General features: G+C 47.2%; 20 protein-coding genes. 3 read left to right on the top strand and 17 right to left on the bottom strand.

What is annotated here, in order from left to right:
• Positions 1–103 precede the first annotated feature (103 nt).
• Genes THEBA_RS09115 through pncA form a run of 3 tightly spaced genes read left to right on the top strand, consistent with a single transcriptional unit; the run spans position 104 to position 2,643 of the window.
• Positions 104–955 (top strand): DUF4438 domain-containing protein, encoded by an 852-nt coding sequence (locus tag THEBA_RS09115; protein ID WP_014731295.1) that lies wholly within the window; start codon positions 104–106, stop codon positions 953–955.
• Between the two features lie 41 nt (positions 956–996).
• Positions 997–2,010, top strand: a complete 1,014-nt coding sequence (locus THEBA_RS09110; protein WP_014731294.1) for a glycoside hydrolase family 10 protein — start codon at positions 997–999, stop codon at positions 2,008–2,010.
• A 24-nt stretch (positions 2,011–2,034) separates the two neighbouring features.
• Positions 2,035–2,643 carry a bifunctional nicotinamidase/pyrazinamidase gene (gene pncA, locus THEBA_RS09105; RefSeq protein WP_014731293.1) on the top strand — a complete coding sequence of 203 codons (609 nt, stop codon included), beginning with the start codon at positions 2,035–2,037 and terminating at the stop codon, positions 2,641–2,643.
• Positions 2,644–3,292: 649 nt separating this feature from the next.
• Here pncA and msrA read toward each other — a convergent pair.
• The 17 genes from msrA to heR all read right to left on the bottom strand — a co-directional run bounded on the left by msrA (position 3,293) and on the right by heR (position 18,089).
• Positions 3,293–3,994, bottom strand: coding sequence for a peptide-methionine (S)-S-oxide reductase MsrA (gene msrA / locus THEBA_RS09100; RefSeq protein ID WP_014731292.1), 702 nt, complete (start codon positions 3,992–3,994; stop codon positions 3,293–3,295).
• Positions 3,995–5,192: 1,198 nt separating this feature from the next.
• Complete coding sequence (locus tag THEBA_RS09090; protein ID WP_014731290.1) at positions 5,193–5,690, bottom strand: ferritin-like domain-containing protein; 498 nt, start codon at positions 5,688–5,690, stop codon at positions 5,193–5,195.
• Positions 5,690–7,519 carry an FAD-dependent oxidoreductase gene (locus THEBA_RS09085; protein WP_014731289.1) on the bottom strand — a complete coding sequence of 610 codons (1,830 nt, stop codon included), beginning with the start codon at positions 7,517–7,519 and terminating at the stop codon, positions 5,690–5,692. The genes THEBA_RS09090 and THEBA_RS09085 overlap by 1 nt, the downstream gene beginning before the upstream one ends.
• Before the next feature lie 12 nt (positions 7,520–7,531).
• On the bottom strand, positions 7,532–8,638 hold the full coding sequence (locus tag THEBA_RS09080) for an NADH-quinone oxidoreductase subunit D (protein ID WP_041928459.1): 1,107 nt from the start codon (positions 8,636–8,638) through the stop codon (positions 7,532–7,534).
• A complete protein-coding gene (locus tag THEBA_RS09075) occupies positions 8,631–9,146 on the bottom strand; it encodes an NADH-quinone oxidoreductase subunit C (RefSeq protein ID WP_014731287.1) in 516 nt (171 codons plus the stop codon). The genes THEBA_RS09080 and THEBA_RS09075 overlap by 8 nt, the downstream gene beginning before the upstream one ends.
• Entirely contained in the window at positions 9,130–9,669 is a 540-nt protein-coding gene (gene nuoB, locus THEBA_RS09070; protein WP_014731286.1) for an NADH-quinone oxidoreductase subunit NuoB, read from the bottom strand. The genes THEBA_RS09075 and nuoB overlap by 17 nt, the downstream gene beginning before the upstream one ends.
• Before the next feature lie 4 nt (positions 9,670–9,673).
• Positions 9,674–10,582, bottom strand: a complete 909-nt coding sequence (locus THEBA_RS09065; RefSeq protein WP_006488761.1) for a respiratory chain complex I subunit 1 family protein — start codon at positions 10,580–10,582, stop codon at positions 9,674–9,676.
• A 4-nt stretch (positions 10,583–10,586) separates the two neighbouring features.
• Positions 10,587–12,419: a proton-conducting transporter transmembrane domain-containing protein gene (locus tag THEBA_RS09060; RefSeq protein WP_014731285.1), complete on the bottom strand. Its 1,833-nt coding sequence runs from the start codon at positions 12,417–12,419 to the stop codon at positions 10,587–10,589.
• Positions 12,420–13,868: a complex I subunit 5 family protein gene (locus tag THEBA_RS09055; RefSeq protein ID WP_014731284.1), complete on the bottom strand. Its 1,449-nt coding sequence runs from the start codon at positions 13,866–13,868 to the stop codon at positions 12,420–12,422.
• On the bottom strand, positions 13,865–14,215 hold the full coding sequence (locus THEBA_RS09050) for a sodium:proton antiporter (protein WP_014731283.1): 351 nt from the start codon (positions 14,213–14,215) through the stop codon (positions 13,865–13,867). Before THEBA_RS09050 ends, THEBA_RS09055 begins: the two co-directional genes overlap by 4 nt.
• Complete coding sequence (locus THEBA_RS09045; protein ID WP_014731282.1) at positions 14,212–14,970, bottom strand: Na(+)/H(+) antiporter subunit B; 759 nt, start codon at positions 14,968–14,970, stop codon at positions 14,212–14,214. The genes THEBA_RS09050 and THEBA_RS09045 overlap by 4 nt, the downstream gene beginning before the upstream one ends.
• A complete protein-coding gene (locus THEBA_RS09040; protein WP_014731281.1) occupies positions 14,967–15,209 on the bottom strand; it encodes a Na(+)/H(+) antiporter subunit B in 243 nt (80 codons plus the stop codon). Before THEBA_RS09040 ends, THEBA_RS09045 begins: the two co-directional genes overlap by 4 nt.
• Entirely contained in the window at positions 15,206–15,550 is a 345-nt protein-coding gene (mnhG, locus tag THEBA_RS09035; RefSeq protein WP_014731280.1) for a monovalent cation/H(+) antiporter subunit G, read from the bottom strand. The genes THEBA_RS09040 and mnhG overlap by 4 nt, the downstream gene beginning before the upstream one ends.
• The gene (locus tag THEBA_RS09030) at positions 15,547–15,801 is read right to left on the bottom strand and encodes a cation:proton antiporter (protein ID WP_014731279.1); all 255 of its coding nucleotides are present in this window, start codon (positions 15,799–15,801) and stop codon (positions 15,547–15,549) included. Before THEBA_RS09030 ends, mnhG begins: the two co-directional genes overlap by 4 nt.
• Positions 15,798–16,289 (bottom strand): Na+/H+ antiporter subunit E, encoded by a 492-nt coding sequence (locus tag THEBA_RS09025; RefSeq protein ID WP_014731278.1) that lies wholly within the window; start codon positions 16,287–16,289, stop codon positions 15,798–15,800. The genes THEBA_RS09030 and THEBA_RS09025 overlap by 4 nt, the downstream gene beginning before the upstream one ends.
• A 225-nt stretch (positions 16,290–16,514) precedes the next feature.
• A complete protein-coding gene (locus THEBA_RS09020; protein ID WP_014731277.1) occupies positions 16,515–17,252 on the bottom strand; it encodes a class I SAM-dependent methyltransferase in 738 nt (245 codons plus the stop codon).
• 72 nt (positions 17,253–17,324) lie between these two features.
• Positions 17,325–18,089, bottom strand: a complete 765-nt coding sequence (heR, locus tag THEBA_RS09015) for a heliorhodopsin HeR (RefSeq protein ID WP_014731276.1) — start codon at positions 18,087–18,089, stop codon at positions 17,325–17,327.
• Between the last annotated feature and the right edge of the window lie 151 nt (positions 18,090–18,240).

The following is an 18,240-nucleotide window of genomic DNA, read 5'->3' as shown; positions in this document are numbered from 1 at the left end:
AACCTCCAGCGTGGATTATATCACGGTTCGGACAAGCGTTATCGGGTTGATATAATATATATGTACTTCAAAACAACACAACGATTGAATGGAGGAAAGTACATTGCGTACAAACAAAGCTTCTGTAGTGAAGATCTCCGTAAGCGGAGAAGTTGCCCATCCCTTGAGGAGAAGCCCCTTCAGACTGGAAGTCGATGGGACTCCCAGACTCTTTCCCGGCACTGGTGGAATAACCTATAACTTCGCTCTTGGGGACAGCGCATTCAAGATGGTGGGCGACCATGTTGAACCGGATGTTTCTACGAAGAACCCGGACAACGACAAAAACGCGGCATATGTCGGCTATTCCTGTATCGGCAATTCGGCCACTTTGATCAGCGGAGATGCAAAAGGGGAGAAGGGAATAGTAATAGGCAAACATGGCGGCATAAATCATGTCTTGATTCACTTCAAAGAAGACATAAAGAAGAAGATGGCGATTGGAGACAAGATACAGGTTGTCGGATTCGGCCAGGGATTGGTGCTTGAGGACTATCCTTCGATAAGGGTTTACAATATCGATCCAGAACTTCTCGATAGAATTCCCGTTGGAGAAGGAGATGGAAAGATCCACTTTCCAGTTAGGGCAATAGTACCCGGCTATCTCATGGGTTCCGGCTCAGGATCGGGAGATCCTTCCGGCGGAGACTACGACATCATTACAAATGACAGGGCACTCATAAAGAAAGTCGGTCTCGACAGGCTAAGAATAGGCGATTTTGTAGCCCTTGAGAACCACAACGATTCTTTCGGACTTGGAGGTTATATGGAGGGCTCCGTTACAATCGGAGTAGTTGTGCACGGAGACTGTATAATTACCGGTCACGGCCCCGGCGTAACGGTAGTAATGGCGGACGGCAAGGGCATAATAATCCCGGAAATAAGCGAAAAATCTAACGTGATCGACTTCATCTGATAGTCTGGACAGAATTGCCGACATATTGAATGGAGGAGAAGATGAGCGGATTCAGACCGGAAGTGTGGGTTCCTAGCAAGGAACTCGTATCTCGGGAATCTCTGAGCAGAATGATCGAAAAGCTAGACGGGATTAATGCCTTCAGGGCTTACATACAGGTTGTTAATCGCGCCGATTCTTACTACTCCTCAAATATGCTCCCTCCCGCCGAAGAATTAGTTCAAGACTTTGATGCACTTCAGATGACCATAGAAAAGGCTTGCGGAAGGGAGTTCAAGATTTCGGCGTGGATGAACGTTAACCTTGTTTGGGGTTTTGGAAAGCAAAGACCCCTTTCCGAAAAGCATGTATTGAACAGGAGACCGGAATGGATCACCGTAGACGAGAGCGGCAATTCTATGCTTGAGTGTTCATCTAGCAATTTAGAAGAAGTATTCGGGCCGTACATAGATCCCGGTATCCCAGATGTGAGAGAATTCACTGCCCAAATTGCTTCGGAAATTTCAAATTACGATGTGGAAGAGGTTCATCTTGACTTCATAAGGTACCCATTCAAGAGCTTCGGCTACAATCCGCTTGCTCTCGCTGAATACAGAAAGTGGCTCAATCGAGAGGAACTTATCGAAAGTAAGGACACCTTCGTTCGCTTCAGAATCTATTCCATCACGAGACAGGTCTCGATGATCTCCGAAGTCGTAAGAGCCAAAGGGAAAAAGTTATCCTGTGCGGTCTACGATGATTATTCAGAAAGAGCTGTAAGTGAGCGTCTGCAACCCTGGATAGAGTGGTTGAAGAGCGGGTTGATTGATTCGGCCGTCGTTATGGCATATGGAAAGGAACCGGATGAAGTGATCACCAGGATAGAGAAGATCCGCAGTCTTCATGGATCGCTGAAAGATATTAAAATCGGACTTGGAGCATTCAATTACACAGGTCGATGGGACGAGTTCGCTGAACTGATCAAGAGGGTTCAGAAGCTAAGACCGGACGAGATCACGCTTTTCGCCCTTGGCTCAGTTGATGAAGAACTTCGCAAAAAGTTAAGGGCGCTTTAGAAATTTGAAAGTGAGGCGATTGAAATGCGTAAAGCACTGCTAGTCGTAGATGTTCAGAACGACTTCTATGAAACCGGCGCACTGCCCGTAAACGATGCGAGCAAGATCAACACAGTGGTAAACAGAACAATGAAAGACCCCGTGTACAAGGTGATAGTTGCGAGCCAGGACTGGCATCCGTCGAATCACATGAGCTTTGCGGTCAATCATGGGAAAGACCCTTTTACACCGTTTGACAACGGAAAAGGGATCGGCCCCGTTTTGTGGCCTGTTCACTGTCAACAGGGAAGTCATGGAGCGGAGTTTCATCAAGACATAGAGAGTTGGCGCTTCGACTATATAGTAAGAAAGGGGACTCACCCCCACGTCGACAGCTACTCGATCTTCAAGGAGAACGATGGAACACAGCTTGGAACCGACGGACTTCTCAAGGCACTTGGAACCGAGGAACTTGACATTTGCGGGCTCGCTCTTGACTACTGCCTAAAATATACTGTTCACGATGCGCTCCTGGCAGGCTTCAAGATAAACGTAATAATAAACGGAACAAAAGGGGTTGAGGCTAACCAGGGCGATATTCAGAGGACTATAGAGGAGTTCAAAAGCGCGGGAGTAAAACTTATCGAGAGATGATTTTCGGAGAAACCGTGGTTGGGGGTTGGAAAGAGCGAAAAATCAGTTGCAAGATGCAAGTTCCAAGTTGCAAGTAAAAAGACCTAACAAGACGGGTCTCGTCTCGAGTCTGGGGTTTCGTGAACAAAACCGGGTCACCAGTTCAAGGTTTTGCTGCAACTTAGGAAGTTATCCAAACATCGACTTTCGGAAGCTCCTCACTCTGTCATCCCGAACTTGTTTCGGGATCTGGGTTTTTCAAGAATCGGGGTTGGGGGTCGGAAATCGGGGGTTGGAAAGAGCGACTGAAAACCGGATCACCACTGAATGGTTCTCAGTTCTCCGAGGAGAGCCTTGAAGCAAGAGCATCCGGATTCCGACCAGGAGCTCTGTCGGAATGACGGAATGTATCCTTTTCGGAATAATCATTCGCTGTCATCCCGAACTTGTTTCGGGATCTAATTCCAAGAACAAACAACCCAGACGCTTAGCGTAGGAACGGACAACCGGTCTTCTCGGCGGCGACGGTGGATCGTTGACGGACAACTATCATCATGTCTCGTATATCGAAGCCTAGTTCTCGATAATGAGCTTTATCTACTTTTCTCTCTTATTCCTTAATTCAGACCAGGCTTTATTTAGAATTAGTTTTTCAGAATCTCTTTTCACTCTAAAAGAGCATCTTCCTCACCTTTTCGAGAGCTCTATTCTGGAGACCGTAATCTTCATATTCGTTTTTCATAAGATCGGGGTCTCCCTTGCCAGCCAGGAGAGAGTTTAACCTGGCCGCCACAGTTGAATCGTTCAAAGCGAAGATGTCTTCGTAATATCTTAGAAGATCGTTTAGAATCTCCTTATCTCTCTGGAGGTAAAACTTGAGATGGTAATCCTCGGCTCTGTAGAACTCGGTCATCCGCGAGACTTCTGTGGCCGCCTTCCTGCCGGCTTCGTTCTCCTTCGAATCAATGAACATTTCAGCGGTCTCTTTCTGTTGTTCATTGTGATAGAGAATGAGAGACATATACTGAATCTTGTAATTCACATAAGGGTTGTGAGAAAGCCAAAAAAGCTCCAAAAGTTCTTCATAGGAGATTACTGAAGAATCAAACTGTATCTGAACTACCTCAGTGTGGTCTCCAAGAGAATAGTAGCTTGGATTAACCTTCGTGCCTCCTGCGTATCCAACGCTGGTCCTATATACTCCGCTTATCCCTCCAAATATCGCTTCAGAACCCCAGAAACAGCCTAATCCGAAGGTCGCGGTTTCTAGATTCTCTGGCAAATTAGCATCAACTACTGGTATTTCAGTACTGGCCATAGTAAACACTCCTATCAATACGAGTAAAAACATTATTGTGACAATCCTTTTCATAAATACCTCCATGTAATTCTAGACAAATATTATCGGTCTTCTTATGACTATTTAGAATGGTTACAAGTTCAAGGCATGGGTTATCCGTCGGGCTGTTCACCGTTCACGAGAAGAGCCGTTGGCCGATTGCTAAGAGACGAAGGGAAGCTGGAAAGACCGGGGTTGGGGGTTGCGGGTTCGTGGTAGGAAGAGCAACAAAACTGGTTCACCGTTCTCCGAGGAGAATCTGTTATTCCAGAGCAAGGATTTGTTCTTCGTTCTTCGTTAAATCGCGAAGCAAGAGCATCCACATTCCGACCAGGAGCTTTGTCGGAATGACGGAATCTATCCTTTTCGGAATAATCACTCGCTGTCATCCCGAACTTGTTTCGGGATCTGGGTTTTGGAGAAACCGTGGTTGGGGGTCGCGGTTCGTGGTAGGAAAAGCAAGAGAAACTGGTTGACCGTTGAGAGGTTCTCTGTTCGCCGAGGAGAGCCGTGAAGCAATAACATCAAGATTCCGACCAGGAGCTTTGTCGGAATGACGGAATCTATCCTTTTCGGAATAATCACTCGCTGTCATCCCGAACTTGTTTCGGGATCTGGGTTTTGGAGAAAACGTGGTTGGGGGTTGCGGGTTCGTGGTAGGAAGAGCAACAAAACTGGTTCACCGTTCTCCGAGGAGAATCTGTTATTCCAGAGCAAGGATCTGTTCTTCGTTCTTCGTCAAATCGTGAAGCAAGAGCATCCAGATTCCGACCAGGAGCTTTGTCGGAATGACGGAATCTATCCTTATCGGAATAATCATTCGCTGTCATCCCGAACTTGTTTCGGGATCTGGTTTTCGAACCGATCGGGGCTGCAGGTAGGTGGTTGCAGGTTGGAAAAGAGCTACGGAACACAAGATGCTGATAATAGTTCATGATGTTGGTATGTGATGTTTGATCTTGATCTTCATACGTCTACCCTCATACCTCTGACCTCTTTAGTTTCTTTGATCTTATCGAAGGACACGCTCTTCTCGGAAAACCGTTGACGGATAACGTGGTTTTCATCAGCGTACAGCGGTAATTACGAGGGACGGGTCCATGTTCAACGAAGGACCAAGGATGGTTCTTCATAGCATTCAGCGGGTTCTCCGCTTTTAAGCGTGCAGCGGCTCTTCTCCCGCAAAGCGTAACGGCTTCTTCGTCTCTCTTCTCGAGAACGTTCTCTCCAATCAAAAGGGATAGAAGCCAAGATCAATTGCGTTCTTTTCGTATATCTTTTCCATGAGGTCTTTGACAAGAGTAACATGCCCTTTTTCCCAGTTCATTAGCTTTACCATGAGTTTCTTTGCACTCGTGTCTTCCACGTTTTTGGAGGCATTTTCGTAGTAATCAACAAAATCCCTCTCAATGAGGTAGGCCATTCTTAAAATCGAAAGATCGGCAAGATCGCTGCTGTAAGAGTTGTTTGAGAGCGCTTGCGATTCCAGCCTCTCTACGAATATCTCCTCCGCTTCTTCCTGTAGGGCAAAATCAACCTCCTTGTTATCTTCAAGAGCTTCGATCATACCCTCAATGAACTTCACATGAGAGTCTTCCATTTCCATAAGATATTCGAAGGTCTTTTTGGCAACGGATTGATTGACCTTCTGCATATTATTTTTATAGAACTCCCGGCCTGATTTTTCGAAACTGAGTGCTACCTCCAGAATGCTCTTGAAATCGCTCATCACTTCACCCCTTTACTAAGGTACTCGTCGATACCAACTGCCGCTTTGTGACCGTCGGCAACGCCATGAATGATGTCCGGACCATTCACGATATCTCCTCCCGCGAAAAGCCAGGGAAGATCTGTTTGACCTTTCTCGTTAACGAGTATTCTTCCCCTTACGAACTGTATCTTCTCTCTGATCGATTCTGGAAGATAATCGTAGTCCGGCGCCTGACCTATTGCCTCAACAATCATTTTTCCTTCGATCATACTTTCGTCGCTTTCATCGAATCTTGGGTTGAATCTTCCGTCTTTATCAAAGACTGCTGTGCAAGCAATCGTAGATAATCCGAAGACTTTGCCGCCCTTGAGACAGACTTCCTTCGGTCCTCGACTAGGAAAGAATTTGATTCCCTCTTCCCTTCCCTCTACTATCTCCTCAAGGTCGGCTGGCATCTCATCCGAGGATTCGAGACATGTTACTTTGACATCTATCGGCATTCCTTCCATCTTCTGGAGACGGGCAACGCTACGAGCCACGTCCATTGCAACGTTGCCTCCGCCTATTACGACAAGGCTTTCTGGCACCTCCGGTTTCTTGCTTGAATCCCCTCTGAGATAATCGCGAATAGACTCGAGAAGAGGCATGGCCATCAAAACCCCTTCGCTGTCAGCTCCTTTGACTCCGGTGCTTCTTCCCTTCATGAACCCCGTTCCGAGAAAGACCGCATCGAACTTCTCATGAAGGTGTTCTATAGTGACGTCCTTTCCAACTGTCTTGCCGCATTCGATCTTCACACCCAAGGCTTCTATTACTTCTAAGTCTGCATCCAATGCTTCATCGGGGAGACGATAGCGTGGTATACCATACCTCATGACACCGCCCGCATGCTCTTTGCTTTCATAGACTGTAACAGAGTAGCCCATTAGCGAAAGGTAATATGCGGCAGACAGACCGGCCGGGCCACTGCCTATTATCGCAACTCTGCCACTTCCCTTTCTGACTATCTCTTGTTCTTTCGCATATCTTATAACGTCTTCCGTCTTCTCCTGATCCATGAGATATCTTTTCAGCCATCTTATGGCAACGGGCTCTCCCCTGTTACCTATTGAACAGACGGTCTCACACTTGTGGGTACAGACGCGTCCACAAACCGACGGCAAAGGATTGGTCCTGTATATCCATTCGACGCCCTTTTTTGTATCGTTCTTGAAGACGCTCTCTATGTATCTAGGAATATCCATTTTTGCCGGGCAGGCATCTATGCAGAGTTCGCAGTCCACACATCTTGCCGCCTCCGCTATGGCCTGCTCTTTCGAGAATCCCTTGACAAATTCTATAAACGACTGAACTCTCTCTTCACCCGAGAGCTCTTCCATTTCTACCCTTTCAAGATCGAGCAGTTCCGAGTTTTCGTCGCGTGAATAGCCTATAGGTTGACTATCATGATGGATGCCAGTTTCATCTGGTAGGAAGAAAAAACTATCAGGGTCGTCGGATATATGAATATACTCCCTGGTCATGTTCAGTGAACCCGTCGTACATATGTCGACACACATACCGCAGAAGGAACATCTTCCATAGTCTATAGCCGGTCGCTGTGCCTTCTTTCCGATATCGACCGTAATATCCACTGGCACCATCTTAATGGCGTCGGTGGGGCATATCTTTGCGCAAGTTCCACATCCGGAGCATTTGTCCCAATCGTTAACGTGGAACCCCCTGTATCTTTCGGCTGCTTCGCGATAAACCTGTGGAACTTTTATTGTAACCGGCTTCGTGAACAGTCTCTTCCAGGCTACAGTAGGACCCCAGAAAGTCTTTTTGAAATCATCGTATACGCTCACGTTACCAGCCCCCTATCTGTCGATCTCTGGCGGACAGAAGTCCATAGTGGTTAGCCAGAGAGCAACGTCTTCTATTCTTGTGCCTGCTAGCAGTTTCTCGACACCGTATAAACCCTGAGGAAAGGAAGCCCCTCTGACGTTTATCCTGTAGGGTCTTTCCCCTCCATCTGAGACAACAAAGTATCCGTACTCGCCCCTGGATGACTCTATGTGAGTGTAGACAGTTCCCTCCGGCACCCTCCATCTGAGAGCGCTGCCAGATGAGATCTTTGCGTTCACAGGTCCCTCCGGCATTTTCTCAAGTACCTGCCTCAGTATCCTGATACTCTGCATCATCTCATAGTATTTCAAAGTGAATCTGGCAAATGCATCCCCTTCAGTTGCGGTGGGAATGTCGAAAGCCACACTGTCATATTTTGCATACGGATCTATCTTTCTTATGTCATAGGGCAGACCTGTTGCTCTCAGTCCCACGCCGGTTACACCTATTTCCAGCGCCTCTTCTCTGGTTAGAAGCGCGAGACCCTCTGTCCTCGTTCTGATTATCCTGTTTTTCAGGAGCAGGTTCTCAAATTCATCGCTCCTGCTTTCTATATAATCCAGGAATTCAACTATCTCAGACTCGATGCCTTCGGGCAGATCCTTTCTTACGCCTCCAGGAACGATATACATGTGATAGATCCTTGCGCCGGTAATCTTCTCGAAGATATCGAGAATCCTGTCCCTGTCAGCAAGCGTCCAGTGTGAAATTGTGTAGAGACCGGTAGATCCACCGACTCCACCCAAAGCCATAAGATGGGAAGCAATTCTCGCCAGCTCGAGAATTATCATCCTAATCCAGTGAGCTCTTTCTGGCACTTCCGTCCCGGTGAGCGCCTCGACTGCCATCGCATAAACCATTTCGTTAATGTCCGGTTCGGGCACGCAGATTCGCGGGATCAGGGCCAGGTTTTGCATCCAGCCTCTTCTCTCCATCAATTTCTCGAAGCCCCTGTGAAGGAACCCAGGAACAAGTCTAGATCTGACGACGGTGTCCCCCTCTACGTAAAGGTGAACGCTTGAATTGCCGTGCATCCCGGGGTGGTTAGGGCCCAAGAAGAGCTTGACTTCCTTACTCATTTTCATCGCCACCTTCTGCCAGAAACTCGGCTTCGTAGTGCCTGTCCGGAAAGTGCTCGTTTGAGTATTTCTGCGGATCGAAGTCCTTTCTCATCGGCGGCATTTCCTTCCAGTTTTCGAGTATGAGTGGTTTAAGGTCGGGGTTACCATCGAACACTATACCGAAGAACTCGTGAACGTCCCTTTCATAAAACCTTGCAGTAGGCCAAAGGTGCATCACGGTACTAATTACGGGTTCATCTCTACTAATCGAGCTCTTCACCAACAGAGTCTCTCCTGTCTCCCATCTGAATAGGGTGTAGAACACCTCGAAAATACCGTCTTTTATCCTGTCGACGCCGGTTATCAGTGAGAGATGAGAGAAGCCTCTTCTCTTTAAGAGCTCAAGAACCGCATTCAACCTCGAAGCTTCAACGGATACGATTGACTCACGGGCAGTTACTTCCTTAACCGATAATTCTCCGGCAATAGTCGTCACTTCTCCCAGTATCTCATTCATGGAATTCATCGTGTACATACACCTCCCCGAGAGCCTCTATCTGATTCCTCTTGTACCAATCGTTCTTCTCCTTATACTCTTTCCAACCGTTGGCCTCTCCTTTGTCAATCTTGCTCATCAGCGCGGTGAATCCGCTTACTATAGCTTCCGGGCGGGGCATACAACCGGCCAGATAAAGATCCACAGGCACATAAAGATCCAGTTTGTTTATCGTCGCGTACGAGTCATAGTATATTCCCCCATTTAAAGTGCAAGAACCAAAGCCGACTATATACTTCGGCGACTGCATCTGTTCGTACGAATAAATGACTCTCCTGAGAGTCTTCGTACTTAGGTATCCTGTGATTAACATAATGTCGGCCTGCCTAGGAGTTGCCATAGGCCCAATCCCGAGACGCTCCATATCGAAGCGCGAAGTCATCGTTGGAGGCAGCTCTATAGCTCCACATCCGGTACAGTAATAAAGCATCCACAACGAGCGTGATCTGAGCATATTTGCTACTTTTTCCCATGCTTTGCGTTCTTCGCTCATGCCATCACCTCCCCATCACAAAGACCACTATGATTACTTGAACGAAGGAGAGAATGAGCGGCCATTTCCAGTAGAATTTGATCGCCTGCTCGACCCTGAATCTTGGAATAGTGGCGGAGATGATTACTATGGAGAAGTACACTATAAGGAACTTCAAGAGGAATTCCCATAAAGTCCTACCGCCTCCAAGGAAGAGGTTCACAAACAATCCGATCTCAATGAATGTCGCAAATGCGTGCTGGATCATCAGCATACCAAGATACTTCCCGCTGTACTCCACAAGTGGTCCGGAAGCTATCTCGGCCGGTGCAATGAAGGTGTCGAAGGGCTTCTTTCCGAGCATCCCTATCAGAGAAATAAAGGCAACTACTCCGCCAATCGGCATTAACCAAGCGTTGTAAGCGCCCTGCGCTATCTGGATGCTTACAAGATCGGATAGAGATGAAGTCCCATGGTGGAAAAAGACCCCGAGAATCACTATCATGAAGGGAAGTTCGTATCCAAGCATCTGGGCCAGTGCCCTTCCGATTCCTATGGATGCATTTGGATTTCCCGACCCTACGGCAGACATCGCCATTCCAAGAAGGCCAATTGCCAGAAGATAGATCACTACAAAGACATTGTCGATTCCCGGAAAAACGGCGAGACTGCCGGCCGGGACGAAGAAGACCGTCGCAATCGTCCCTCCCAGAGCCATAAGTAAACCAAAGTCGAAGATGAAGCCGTGGGAAATCGAGTGCTTCGTCAGAGACTTGAAAATATCTATGAAGTTCTGCCAGAAAGGCGGGCCGTATCTTCTCTGAATTCTTGCATCTATCTTTCTTGCAATTCCTTCAAGGGTTACGGTATATACAAACGCGACTATTAAAAGCGCGATCCCCGAAAGTATTGTGATTACGATATTCATAAACATGTCATCACCTCAACCACCAGAAGGCGCCAAGAAGAACAATAACAGTCAAAGCAATGTATACCTGAGGATTACGGTTGAAAAAGACTGCCTTGAACAGGGCTCCAAGTTCCTTGATTTTCTCAGAAGTCGATGAAAGCCAGTTTTCCATCGAAGGCCACTTTTCGAATAACCTGTCGAACGGCCTGTACATCCTGTAAGAAAAGTGATAAAGCTCTGCGGTGTACAGAAAATCCCCGCCCGTGTAATTGTCTAGAAGATCTACCTGTCTGGCCTTCTTTGCGCGCATGAAGATCAACAACGATATCACGAAGCCTATCGCGAAGGCAGTCGTAACCAAAACTGAGTCCCATTCCCCAGTAAGTGCGACAATTCTCGAGAAAGTCACGTCGACAGTTCCTCCGCCAACCGATTCCGTAATCCTGTTGATCGATCTTATAGCGTTGCTCGGAAAGACTCCCCAGAAAACAGTAAGAAATGTCAGAAAGGCCATCGGAGCAAGCATAATCAGCGGTGCTTCTCTAACTTTCTCATGTTCGGGCTTCAGTTGTCCCAGGAAAATCCCCGCTAGAGGTTTGAAGACATACATGAATGACCCTATGCTTCCAAAGAAAGCGGCAAAGGCTAGAAACGGCAAACCATCCTGCACTAGCTGCTGATAGATCAACCACTTCGACACGAATCCGCTTGTAGGAGGAATTCCAGCCACCGAAATAATCGCAACGAGATAAACGGCGAAGGTGACGGGCATCTTCATTATGAGTCCTCCCATCTCGTGCATTTTCGTAGTCTTTGTCCTGTAGGCTACCGCAGCTATCGCCATAAACATGGCGGCAGATGCCATTGCGTGGTTGAGAATGTGCATCATTCCTCCGGCAGTCGCGTAGGTTCCACCAATGGCGAGGGCCAACACTATATAGCCTGAATTGCTTACAGTCGAAAAGGCGATGAGTTCTTTGGCGTCTTCCATTCGTATAGCCATAACCGTTCCCACGACTATCGAAATGCCCCCAAGGAGGGCAAATCCATAATTTACGATCGGAATGCCGTTAAATAGGGGAAGTTTGCCGAAAACCTTAAAGGAGGGGAAAACAATCGTCATGGTGAAGAGCAGAAAGCCACCGAGTTTTGTGAGTCCTCCGGAAAGGATGGGGCTGAATTCGTCTGGTGCAGAAGAATGTGAGCCCCTAAGCCATGTATGGAGAGGGAAAGTTCCCATCTTTGCAAGAACCATTACCGCCAAGGCTATGAAGATTGTGAGCTGAACACCGATCGGTTGGCTCTCGATCTTCAAAGCCACACTGGAAAATTCGACGGTTCCCAGCCTGCTGTCCATATAAAAGATCGCGAACAACATTGAATAACTTCCCACCGCCGCGATAGCGGCATACTTTATCGCCTCTCGAGTCGACTTTTCCTTGTCTTGAATTATGAGAATCAGAGAGGCCCATGTGGAAATCTCCCAGAAGATCATCAAAGTAAGGAAATCGGCCGAGAAGACCGCTCCGATCGCTCCTGCAGTTACAAGACTAAGCAGAAAGACCTTGACGGAGCTCTTCTTTAGAGGAAGCATGAAGACCGCAGTCGTGGATATTATTAGCATCACTATCGAAGCGAAAAACCAGTTAACGGGGGGCATAGAGAAGTTGAAGTTGAGTCTGCCCGTTATCCCGACCACTTCATATGAAGCTCCACTTCCTCCCCAGAAAAACACATAGACAAAGATGAATATCTGGAACGCGGCGTAAGCAACATAGGCCGCGTTCTTATTCAGTTTTGAAACCAGAAAGAACAACGGAGCGGCAAAGAGAGATGCCGCTATCAAAAAGAGTATATTCATCTACATCCCTCCCAGAATGGCCTTTCCAATTGCCAAAATGCCATTTACAAGAGAATCCGCGGCTCTCTCAAACATCATGAAGGCCTCCCCCGAGCTTACCCCGAGGAAGACTATGACCGTACTTAACACAAGCCCGAAGGCAAGGAACTCCACCGATGGGACCATTCTCTTCTCAGGCGTCTGAGCTGTTCCGACCGGCTTGAAGAAGGTGAAGATCCACCTGAAGTAATATGTAACTTCAATAGCCGCTGCAATGAGAATTATTATAGGAACCGCCATTGAGGTTTCGAAGCTTGCCGATATCGCGTTCAGCTTTCCCCTAAATCCGAAGAAGAGGGGCATACCTGCAATTGAAAGCGCTGAGATTACAAATATTACTCCGACTATCGGTGACTTTCGGCCGAACCCGTTAAGAGTATCTCTATCGTCTCGACCAACTTCATCGATAACCTTGTCGTCAACGGAGAAGAGCATAAATTTCGAAAGAGCGTTGTTTATGAGAAGCATTATCGATGCCGTGATTGCCTCAACGCTCCCGATCCCGACAAGAAAGATCGCCAGGCCCGACTGAGCGATGCTTGAATAGGCAAGCGTTCTTCTCAACGACTTCTGACTGAAAGCAAGGACCTCGCCTACAAGGACAGTTGCCGTCCCAAGAAGAATGACGAGAGTCATCGCGCGATCGTCTCCTACGGCGAGTAAGACCTTTGAAAAGGCATTCACCATTGCGAGCGGATAGACCGACGCAAGAACCAGCGTAGCAATACGCGACGATTTCGTCAGAACGTCGGGAACCCAACCGTTAAAGGGAAGCAATTTCGATTCAACACCGAGACCCGCAACAATAAGAAGTGAAGAAACTAACGTGACATCGCCGCTGATCTGACCGGAAGATATCCTGGCAGCAAGTTCGGAAATGTTTAGAGTGCCAGCCGCCCCGTAAAGAACAGCGACCCCAAGAAGATACAGCAGCGATCCTACCGATCCTATCATCAGATACTTGAAAGATGCAACCTTTGAACCGCTGCCTTCTCCAGTAGATGCCAGAAGATAGGCGGAGATTCCGGCGATCTCGAGGAAAACGAAGAGGTTGAAGAGATCGTTGGTCAAAAGGATCCCGTTCAATGAGGCAAGAGCTACCAAGAAAACCACCGAGTACTTCTTAGTCTCTTCCCCTTTTCGTAGGTAACTCAACACTGCAAAGAGAAAGAGTATATTTGCGACGGGAAGTAAAAGCTTCGTAGCGTCGTTAACGAGCAAGTTGATACCATATGGAGCTTTCCACCCGCCAATAGAGAAGCTTGTAGCGGTGAGGAACATTACCCCGAAGACTCCGGCGAAGGCGTTGAAGAAGGCGGCTACAAGCAGAGCCCAACCGGAGACACTTCTCCAGAAGGCGCTCACAAAGGCTAGCGCGAGGGGTATTGCTATTAACCATACGGGATTCATTCGGAATCACCTCCCCCGCTCGAGAGCTCCGAGATATCTATCGTGCCCCTTGATTTGCTTACAGAAACAATAAGCGAAAGGGCCAGGGCCGTTACGCCCACTCCGATAACTATAGAAGTAAGAACTAGAGCCTGGGGAAGAGGATCGACAAAGAGAAGGGACGAGTTGTCGCTGACCGAAGAAAGAATAGGAGCCGCTCCCCCTTCTATGTAACCTATAGAGACAATGAAGAGGTTGACTCCGATCTCTGCTATATTCAAAGAGATAATTAGCTTAACGAGATTCTTCTGCGAAAGAAGGCCGTATAAGCCAACGGCGACCAGCATCATAGAAAAGTACTGGATCATGCCTCATCGCCCCCTTCCGAAATGAAGTCATCCACAATTCCGGAAAGCTCTGCTCCAACCTTGATACCGATTACCGAGTAAACAACCGGTATAATGCCTGCGCTGAAAAGCTCTCCTACCACACCGGTGGGAAGGAAATTCTTAAGGAAGGAACCCGAGATCAACAGGCCGGCTATACCTATGAGAACGTAGAGAAGTCCCATTGTACCCTCCAGTATCTTCAGTCCCTTTGAAGCCCTCTTTTCATCGTCGACCGCAACGAGAAGCAAGAAACCGGCCGCGATTATCGCTCCTCCGGGAAACCCTCCGCCCGGCGTCAGATGGCCATGAACGAATACGTATATCCCCAGCACCATTAGCAATGGGGAGATTACGCGCGAGGCGATCTTGACAACGGGACTGACGGATATTGCCGAACCGACCCTCTTTCTTCCCCCTCCAAGAAGCAGTCCGACTCCGGTCGCTGAAATGAAGAGTACCGTCACCTCTCCGAGGGTGTCGAATGACCTGTAATTGACGACAATCGAAGTGACCATGTTAGCCGAACCCGTCTCGGCGTCCGCAGTCACTCCAAAGTTAATCTCATCTTCATTCCCATTCACCGATTTCTCGATGTATTTCGCAGAGACTCTTTCGGAGAGCTTCACTTCACCATATCTTGGAATCCCCATAGAATCGGAAGAGTCGGAATTCAGAACGGTTACGATCATGAAGAAGAAAAGAAGTGCTATAAGTGCAGATATCATCCGCTTCATTCTACATCAGCTCGTTTCAGCTTCCTAAGGGAGAGGAGGAATATGGCCGTAGTGAGGCCGGCTCCAACAGAAGCTTCCGTTATTGCGACATCCGGAGCTTTCATGATAACAAACAGTATGACAGACAGAAGCCCCATTGCGGAGAGCATTATCACGGAAGTCAACAGCTTATTCGCCTCAATCGCGAAAATAGCCAGTCCCACCATTACCACTCCGATTATGAACGAGAATACGTTCACTCTTCCCCACCCCCTTTGGGGAGACCGTCCGGTTCCTTATGAGATTCCTGATAAGTTATCGGTATTATTCCTTTCTTCAGGGCCGTTCTGGCTATCGCTGAACTCCCGACAGGATTTGTAATAGCAATGAAGGCGACTATGATTATAGTCTTCAGCAGCCACTGTGGATTTATCAGTCCCACACCAAGTATCACGGAGAACGAACCCAGTGTAGTTGCCTTCGTTCCGGCCTGCAGCCTGTTGAAAACATCGGGCATCCTCAGCATTCCAAGGCCTCCCAGGAAAAAGAAAAATGTGCCGACAGATAAGAGCCCATATCCCACAATATCTAGTATGATCATCTTCTCCCCTCCAGATACCTGGCAACCACTATGGTCTCAAGAAACGAGAGCGCAGCATAAACAAGCGCTATATCTAGAAAGAGAGGATTGCCATCGATTAGAGAAAACAATACTATTGCACTAGTAATCATCACGTTCAATATATCCAGTGCTGCGACTCTGTCGGGAACCGTCGGCCCTCTCAGTAATCTGTATAGAGTCAGAGCGGCGCCAATGAGTATTAGCGAAAAGAAGATGGAGAAGCCTATCATTCGAAGATCCCCCCTATTCTCTTCTCAAACTTTCCCGAGATCTCTTCTCTTATTCTCTCGGGTTCACTGGTCTTCTTGTCTATCCAGTGAACCAGGAGACGGTCTTCACCAATGTCAACTGTCAAGGTCCCAGGTGTGAGAGTTATTGAGTTGGCCAGAGTGAGCTTCGAGATCTCCCCTTTCAAATCCGTTTCAACTTCTACCATCGAAGGGTTTATCGGAAGAGAAGGATTCAAGACTCTTTTGGCTACATCGATATTTGCCTTTACCATTTCCATAATGAAGATTGGAAGGAAGGAGAATACGAATCTGAAGACCCGAACAGGAAAATCCAGACCGATCCGGAATCTTGAGTACTTGCTCAAGATTATGGCTACAACAGTCGAAACCACAAGCCCAAGAAGTATCTCGGCAAGGGCAAAACTCCCGGCTAAGCCCAGCCAGATGATAAAGGAGATCACCAGTAGAGAGATGAATTGCAGGGCCATTACACCACCCCTTTATGTGAAATTTGTGAAATATTCCACTTACTAATGAAAGTATCATACCATAAACTGGTATAGGGTATTACAATTCTTCTTTTCATGTTTCCACATCACTACCCCTGCAATAAACCGAAAAACCACTGAACTTTCGTAACCCTATCGATCCGGGGAAAAACTATGTGTTCATGATAATTCAATAAGCAACTCGAATGACCTAAAAGATAGACTCTAACCATTTTCGCCTCTGGTTCTTTTCTTGAAGAAGAATATTGAAAAGTCGTGTGAGAACTCGTTGCCGGAAAAGGCTTTCATGATTTGCCCCACCTTCTCGATCGGAAATTCCAGCGTAAGGGCCTTTTCGATTTCCCCACGGTTCTTTGCTCTCCATTTCGTTCTCACGATCCTTTCCAAAAAGCCCCTCGATGCGAAGTAATCGGAAATCTCTTTTTGAAGGTTTTTAAGGTCCCGACCATATGATAGTTCGAGAAAATCCGCATACTGGCCTGAAGAGTAGTTGTTCTGAATATTGAAGAAATACCCGCCGGTCTTCAGGACCCTTTTGACTTCCTCAATCCCCTCTTCACAACTCTCTGTGTATTTCATGGGCGGGCCAAAGAAATACGCAAGCCTGGCGTGCACGATATCTGCCAGATCAGATTTCAGTGGAAGGTCCTCAGCAAATCCCTTCAACACACAGAAGTTCGATCTGAAGTCACGGGCTTGCCTCGCTTTCAATTGTTTTAACATTCCCGAATCCGGCTCCACGGCGTAAACCATGGAGGCAGTGCTTGCGTACATATGTGAATGAAAGCCTGAGCCTGCTCCAACATCGACAATCACGCTGCCTTCGAAATCGCAGAACTCTTCCATAACCTTCTCTATTTTCCTTTCTGGGTCGATCAATTCATTCTGAAGCTCGTACAGCTCCGGATTTGCCGAACCGGCATAGAAGTAGAGATTTGGCATCTATATCCTCCTGGAATTATCTTAACAAAGAGACCCCTTTCGGGGTCTCACGATACTCCTTAAAAACTTTTATCAAACTGGCCTGAGCGTTCCGGCAAAAACCTGCCACGCAAGGACACTCTTGGCAACAAGGCTGAGAAGAACATACATACTTTCGCCGAAGAGGTAGTTCTTCCAGGGACCGATCTTCTTGTACTGAAGAAACATGTTTATCGCAAAGCTGTTGAAGAAAACTAGGAAAGTAATGAGAATTGCATAAACAAAAGACGGGAATTCAACATTAGCCTTTCCAAGAGATGTAAAAAAGTATACGAAGACAGCTATCCATGTGACCGCCCCGGCAATACAGCCGAAGATAAAGGCCGTCCAGTTTGTCCTTTCGGTTGTCTGATTGTGAAGTTCCATCATAAGCCCGAAGAGGTTCATTAGGGCATTGACAGTGAAGAGCAGCATGAGGCTAACTATGTCAAGCATACCCGAGAACATAGCGATGGCAACAATCATCACCGAAGAGCTGATGGAATACTCGTACCATCTGGCGTAATTAATTCCTTTCTGAAGATTTCTTGCGTACCACCCAAAGCCAAAGGTTGAGACTATGAAATGCGCTATGGCGGACATGAAGAGGAAACTCGCGATGAAAGGACCCATCTTCAGATCCATGAAGTTCTCGGTTGCTGGAACCAGTCGCATTATCTCCCGGTCAAACTCCAGGTAGTTTCTCGTAATCGTCAAAGAAGAATCGTTGCTTACTATCAGCATTATGATTCCCTGAACAAGGTGGAGAAAACCCATTATCAAGTTGTATATACGAAGCTTTTTGTAAACGGATTCCATTTACTTTCCCCCCTTTTTCATAGCATGAAGAAATATTAACACAAATGATTGATTTGTTGAGTCATAAAAATCTACACTATTAGATAAAAGATGAAAAGTCGAAAGACATCATTGGAGCTTGTCTTTCACGATTAGACGCGATTGAATTCGG

The sequence above is a fragment of the Mesotoga prima MesG1.Ag.4.2 genome (genome assembly GCF_000147715.2).
Classification (GTDB): domain Bacteria; phylum Thermotogota; class Thermotogae; order Petrotogales; family Kosmotogaceae; genus Mesotoga; species Mesotoga prima.
This window is presented reverse-complemented; position numbering and strand designations above follow the sequence as displayed.